Source organism: Skermanella sp., from assembly GCF_059503625.1.
Genome location: NZ_JCACHA010000940.1, coordinates 780 through 7,017 on the forward strand (window position 1 = coordinate 780; position 6,238 = coordinate 7,017).

At 66.0% G+C, this 6,238-nt stretch carries 6 protein-coding genes; all 6 read right to left on the reverse strand.

The annotated features are described in order from the left end of the window. On the reverse strand, positions 1-669 hold a 669-nt coding region (locus AC5JJ6_RS34290), incomplete at its 3' end, for a cbb3-type cytochrome c oxidase subunit I (protein ID WP_496046337.1). Further along, the gene (locus tag AC5JJ6_RS34295) at positions 666-1,712 is read right to left on the reverse strand and encodes a cytochrome c oxidase subunit II (protein WP_496046338.1); all 1,047 of its coding nucleotides are present in this window, start codon (positions 1,710-1,712) and stop codon (positions 666-668) included. The genes AC5JJ6_RS34295 and AC5JJ6_RS34290, both read right to left, overlap by 4 nt. A 23-nt stretch (positions 1,713-1,735) precedes the next feature. Beyond that, entirely contained in the window at positions 1,736-2,071 is a 336-nt protein-coding gene (locus tag AC5JJ6_RS34300; protein WP_496046339.1) for a hypothetical protein, read from the reverse strand. Then, positions 2,068-3,144: an NrfD/PsrC family molybdoenzyme membrane anchor subunit gene (nrfD, locus tag AC5JJ6_RS34305; protein WP_496046340.1), complete on the reverse strand. Its 1,077-nt coding sequence runs from the start codon at positions 3,142-3,144 to the stop codon at positions 2,068-2,070. Before nrfD ends, AC5JJ6_RS34300 begins: the two co-directional genes overlap by 4 nt. Beyond that, positions 3,141-4,049, reverse strand: a complete 909-nt coding sequence (locus AC5JJ6_RS34310; protein ID WP_496046341.1) for a 4Fe-4S dicluster domain-containing protein — start codon at positions 4,047-4,049, stop codon at positions 3,141-3,143. The genes nrfD and AC5JJ6_RS34310 overlap by 4 nt, the downstream gene beginning before the upstream one ends. Continuing rightward, the coding region (locus AC5JJ6_RS34315; RefSeq protein WP_496046342.1) for a molybdopterin dinucleotide binding domain-containing protein at positions 4,049-6,238 on the reverse strand (2,190 nt) is incomplete at its 5' end. The genes AC5JJ6_RS34310 and AC5JJ6_RS34315, both read right to left, overlap by 1 nt.

Below are 6,238 nucleotides of genomic sequence, written 5' to 3' on the forward strand. Positions count from 1 at the left end.
CAGGATCATGCCGGCGACGACGAGCACGTACCAGGCGTAGAGCGGCATCAGGTTGAGCCGCATGCCGGGAGGCCGGCATTTCAGGGTGCCGACGATCAGTTCGACGGCGGCGGCGATGGAAGCGACCTCGATGAACGACAGGCCGAGCAGCCAGATGTCCGGACCGTAGCCGGGCGTGAACCGTTCCTGCGTCGTCAGCGGCGGATACATGAACCAGCCGCCTTGCGGCGCCGCACCGAAGAAGATCGAGCCCGAGACGAAGACGCCGCCGATCAGGAAGCACCAGTAGCCGAAGGCCGACAGCCGGGGGAACGGCAGGTCGCGGGCGCCGAGCATCTGGGGCAGGATGACGATTGCCACCGCCTCGAAGATCGGCACCGCGAACAGGAACATCATCACCGTTCCGTGCAGCGTATAGACCTGATTGTAGAAGCTTGCCGTCAGGAAGTCGTTCTCGGGAACGGCGAGCTGGACACGGGCCAGCAGCCCCAGCACGCCTGCGAAGAGCATGAAGGCGAAGGACGTCGCGGTGTACCAGATGCCGACTTCCGTATTGTTGACCACCGACCAGTAGCGCCAGCCCTTCGGGGTCTCCCAGACTTTGTTCAGCCGTTCTTCCTGGCCTTTGCGAAGCTCCTCGGCGTCGCGACCGTCATGAGTGGCGCTCATCGCAGTTCTCCCAGCCAGTTCGCGATGACCGCGATATCGTCGTCGGGGAGCATGCCGAAGGCCGGCATCTGCACACCCGGTTTCACATGGTCGGTGGCGCGGATGAAGGCGGTCAGGTTCTCCCTGTTGTTTTCCAGCAGACCGGCGCCGAGGGTGAGCCGCGACGCGACATGGGTGAGATCCGGTCCGATGGAGCCCGCAGCCGGCGTTCCGCGGACGGTGTGGCAGGCGGCGCACCCGTTGCCTAGGAAGGCATCGACTCCCCTGCCCGACACGACGGCGGCGGGTTCGGCCATCGCCGCGACATGGGCCGCATACTTGGCCTCCGGGACGGCGACGACGCGCAGGCCCATCTGGGCATGGGCATCGCCGCAGAACTCGGCGCAGACACCGTTGTAGATGCCTTCGACAAGGGGCTCCAGGACGATGCGGTTGACCCGGCCCGGTATCATGTCGGTCTTGCCGGCCAATGCCGGAACCCAGAAGGAGTGGATCACGTCGGGGCTGCCGAGCAGGATTTCGGTCCGGCGGCCGACCGGTATCCAGATTTCGTTGGCGCTTTCGACGCCGCCCGCAGGCAGGCTCTTGACGATGCCCGGTTCGCCCTCGACGTCATACGCGACCCGCCACCAGAACCGCTCGCCGGAAACCGCGATCCTTGGACCGTCGGCCGGGCGGCGGTATCCCGGCATCTTCTCCAGGCCCCAGTACAGCAGGAGCGCCAGCACGACCGTCGGGAAGACGCAGCCGCCCCAGATGATCAGCTGGACTCCGATGCGGGCGCCGTCGCGGGCGGGGGTCGTGCGTACCGCATAAAGGCTGAGGCCAATGACGACGAGCCAGATGACCGAAGCACCCGCCGCCATCACATAGAACAGGTAGAGGATGCTCTCGGACTCGCTTCCGGCGGCCGTGAACGTCGATTGCGGGCCGGAGCAGGACGCGAGCACGGGAAGGGCGGCCGCTACGGCTTTAGTAGCGGCTCCGGTACGGCGTCGGGTCGGCTCCGGCGACGGATGGGGGTGTGTCGGGTCTTGCAGCAAGGTCGGCCAAGCTCTTCCGGAGGTCAGGGGGACGAAGGCTGGGGTGCCTTCGGATCGGGCTGGAGGGTATCCAGGATGCTGGCCATGAGGTCGCGGGCCTGCTTCAAGCGTTCGTGGTTGAGGCCTACGACGGGAAAGCTGCCCGAGGTCATCACGCTGACCACGGCGTTGACATGATCGAGCCGCTCGTCCAGTTCGGCGGACGGCTCCGAATTCCGGCGCCGGCCGATCAGATGGTTCCGGATCGATACCAAGCAGCGCAGAACCTCCACGACTTCCTCGTGGTACTGCTCGGGCTTTTCGTTCAGTACGTGGTCCAGCGTTTTCAGCGCCTTGTCGCAGCCCTGCCTGTCGATCATGACAGCCGTCTCCGGTCATCGACGGCACGATCGACGCGGCGGCGCGGTCTTGTCCCCTCGGGTGCCCGCTGGGTCAGACGGAAATAGTCGTCCGGCCGCTCCGCCGACTTGTTGCCGGCCTGGAAGATCGCCTGCCGCATGACCATCCCGCCGGCGAGCAGGGCCAGCGATCCCAGAATGGAAAGCCCCCGGCTCGGCCGCTTCGACAGCGCATTGATCGAGTGGCAGATCAGCGGCACGCCGAGGCCCAAAGCCAGTGCGCCGGCCTTGTAGCTGAAGCCGATAGGTCCGTCGCGCAACGTTTCGCCGACGCCGGTTTCGTGGTGGCGCTTCTCGGCATAAGCCGTCGCGATCAGCTCGCCCGCCGCCGCCACGGCGGCGAGGCCGTCCAGGCGCCGGCTGTTGTCGGGGTTGCCGGCGATCTGTTCGCCGAGCGACAGGGCCGCCGCCGCCGTCGCCATGGATGAGGTTCCGAACTGTGCCGCCATCGCCTGCGGCGCCGATGCCCAGAGCGGCGTGCTGGTGGCGCTCAGGAGTGCGGCGGTATAGGTGCTCATCCCGGCACCCAGGAAGGCAGCGGGAACCTGCGTCATGTCGGCCGCGCGGCGCATGGGAGAGCGGCTGCCGTCCGTCCGCCGTTCCCCTATCAAATGAGCCACGGCGGTCAGGCCGCTCGCGGCCCCGAAACCGCTCAGGATGTACGACCCGAACGACATGGGGGAACTGGTCCGGTAGATCCGCAGCATGTTGTAGAAGCGGCTGGGAGTCTTGAGGTCCATGATCAGGAGCGGCGCCCCGATCATCGCCCCGGCCACGGCCAGGAACCGGCCGTTCCGCACGATCGTCTCGTCCCCACCGTCGCCAAGGCGGTCGGTCAGGGTCGCGATGATCTGCGCGGACCCCGCCAGCCCCGCGACATAGACATAGGCCGCGACCTTCCAGTCGAACGGGCTGGGCTTGACCGACGCTTGATCGTAATAGGTCTCGCCGTTCCATTCCTCGACGGCGGGGTGCGGAATCGCCGTCTGCTCGACCCGTCGTTCGACCGGCTGCCGGGCCTGCTCCTGCCTCATCGTCCGCGCTCCCGGCCCGACGACATCAGGGCGGCAGCCGCAAGGGTCAGCCCGGCCATCGCCGCCAGTCCGGTGAGGAAGCTGGGCCTGACCCGGTCGCTGGCTCGCGTCGGCGCCACCGGAAGATTGTAGACTTCCGGCCTGTCCGTCAGCAGGAAGAAAGCGTTCAGGTGCTTGAGGCCGCCGGTCGCTCCCGGCGTATCCGGTGCGCCGTAGAGATAAGCGTCGGTAGCCCCCTTCTCGTGCAGGTCTTCGACACGCTTTCCGGCGCGCTCGAACAGTTCGCCGATCTCGCCGAACTGTATGCTGTCGGTCGGACAGGACTTGGCGCAGGCCGGCTCCAGCCCGCCCTTCAAGCGGTCGTAACAGAGAGTGCATTTATGCGCCTTGCCGTCCTCCAGGCTCAGCTCGACCACGCCGAAAGGGCAGGCCGGCACGCAGTATCCGCAGCCGTTGCAGATGTCCTGCTGGACGACGACGGTGTCGAATTCGGTCCTGAAGATCGAGCCGGTCGGACAGGCTTCCAGGCAGGGGGCGTTGGCGCAGTGCTTGCACACGTCGCTCATCATCAGCCAGTTGCTCTGGAACGGCTTCATCTCCTGCGCGCGGTCGCCGCCGCTGCCGATCTTCTCGACGAAGGCGACGTGCCGCCACGTATTGGCGCCGAGATCGCCGGTGTTGTCGTAGCTGCGTCCTGTCAGCCCCAGGTGATCGGCCGGCAGGCCGTTCCATTCCTTGCAGGCGACCTCGCAGGCCTTGCAGCCGATGCACAACGTCGTATCGGTGAAGAAGCCGTAGCTCTTGCCCGGTTCGATCTTGGTGCCGCAGGTCAGTTCCGATTCATCCGGAATGACATGGTTCGGAAATGACTCGGCATAATCAAGTGCGCGCGGATGGACGCCCATCAGCCGTCTCCTCGGGTTGGAGCGCCCCGCGTCAGGCGCCCTGGTCTAACGTTGCAGACCAGCGCCTTGTTCTCGTGCATGCTGGTATTCGGGTCGCCGACGACCGAAGTCAGGACATTCGCGATGTCGCCGGTCGCATACCCCTTCCAGCCGAAATGCCAGGGCATGCCGACCTGATGGACCACCCTGCCCTCCGCCAGACGGAACGGCTGCATCCGGTCGGTCACGAGCGCCCGCGTCTCGATCTCGCCGCGCAGCGTCGAGATTACGATCCAATCGGCGTTCGCGATGCCCAGTTCCCGCGCCAGTTCGGTCGGGATCTCGGCGAAGCCTTCCGGCTGCAACTCCGCCGTGACCGGCACGGAACGGGTCGGAGTGCCGCCGGAATGGTGCTCGGTGAGCCGGTAGGTCGTGAAGGCGTGAGGGAAACGCGGATCGCCCGGCTCCGCCAGCTGGTTGTCGGCTTCCTCCCAGCGCTTGGCGACCGGGTTGGACTGCCTTGCGTAGACGGCGTTGTGGACGGGGCTTTCCAGAGGCTCGTAGTGGGCAGGCAACGGCCCGTCCTTCATGCCGGACGGAGCGAACAGCGACGCCTTGCCGTCGGCGATCATGATGTAGGGGCTGCGCCCGTCCAGGGCGTCCATGCCGGTCGGATGCTTGCTCCAGTCTGGATCGAAGCCGGGAGCCTTGTCCTTGGGGAAATCGACCGAGTCATCGCCGGTCCAGCTTTTCTTTTCCTCGTCCCACCAGATCAGCCGCTTCTTCTCCGACCAGGGCTTGCCTTCCGGATCGGCCGAGGCGCGGTTGCACAGGGTCCGGCGGTTCTCCGGCCACGCGAAGCCCCAGCCCAGGTGGGTCCCCGGTCCCTCCGGCCCGTCGGCCCGCCGGGAGCGCGACTGGTTGTGGTCCTCCTGCGGGAAGACCCCGCAATAGATCCAGCAACCACAGGCGGTGGAGCCGTCGTCCTTGATGTCGTTGATGCCGGTAAGCTGCTTCCGTTCCACCCAGGTATAGCCGTTGATTTCCTTCAGCACGGCTTCCGCGGACGGATCGCGGTCGGGACTCATCTCCGGATAGGTCCAGGTCAGGTTCTGGATCGGCTTGTCGCGGTCCTTGTCGCTGTCCGCGTAAAGCTCCTTCAGGCGCAGGCCGAGATGGTAGATGAACCACAGCTCCGACTGGCTTTCGCCCGGACCGTCCACGACCTTGTCGTGCCATTGGAGCAGCCGATGGGTATTGGTGAACGTGCCGTCCTTCTCGCCCGCCAGAGATCCTGGCATCAGGAACACTTCCGTCCCGATGTCTTCCGGCTTCATGTCGCCGTCGCGGACCAGATGCCCTTCCTTCCAGAAGGAGGCGGTCTCGGTTTCCGCGCAGTCGCGCACCACCATCCAGTCCAGTTTCGCCAGCCCGGCCTGAACCATCTTGGAATTGCTGCCGCCGATGGCCGGGTTCTGCCCCAGGAAGAACATCCCCCGGATGACGCCGTCGCGCATCGCCAGCGTCATCGGCAACTGGCTATGGTCGCCGACGATCTTGGGCATCCACTCGTAGCCGAAGCCGTTGGACTTGGCCGCATGGTCGCCGTACCACGCCTTGAGCAGGCTGACCGCGTATTTTGGGAAGTTATGCCACCAGCCGGTCGGCGTCTGCTCCGTCTCCAGATACTGGTCGAAGTCCTTGTGCTTGCGGTACGCGTGGGGCTGCTGAAGGTAGCCCGGCAGCATGTCGTACAGCGTCGGGATGTCGGTGCTGCCCTGGATGCTGGTGTGGCCCCGCAGCGCCAGAACGCCGCCGCCGGGCCGTCCGGTATTGCCCAGCAGCGCCTGGATGATCCCGGCGCCCCGGATCATCTGGACGCCGGTGCTGTGATGCGTCCAGCCGACCGCGTAGCAGATCGCCCCGGTTCTGTCGCGCCCCGAAGCGCGGGTGATCGCCTCGCACACCTTCAGGAAGGTGTCCGCGCGGCATCCCGTCACCCGCTCGACCATCTCGGGCGTGTAGCGGGCATAGTGCCGCTTCATGATCTGGTAGACGCAGTTGGGATGCTGAAGCGTGCGGTCGTGCGGCGGCGGACCCTCGCTGGTGGTCTTCGAGGTATCGTTGAAGGACTCGGTCGTCGTCGCGTGGTGCTCGGCCAGCGACGACGGCACCTTCATGCCTTCGTACTGCCAGCTGTCCAGCACGTA

What these genes read in the sequence shown, in the direction of transcription:
- AC5JJ6_RS34300 (WP_496046339.1), bottom strand. Translation starts at nt 2,071, where the DNA reads ATGATCGACAGGCAGGGCTGCGACAAGGCGCTGAAAACGCTGGACCAC.
- nrfD (WP_496046340.1), bottom strand. Translation starts at nt 3,144, where the DNA reads ATGAGGCAGGAGCAGGCCCGGCAGCCGGTCGAACGACGGGTCGAGCAG.
- AC5JJ6_RS34310 (WP_496046341.1), bottom strand. Translation starts at nt 4,049, where the DNA reads ATGGGCGTCCATCCGCGCGCACTTGATTATGCCGAGTCATTTCCGAAC.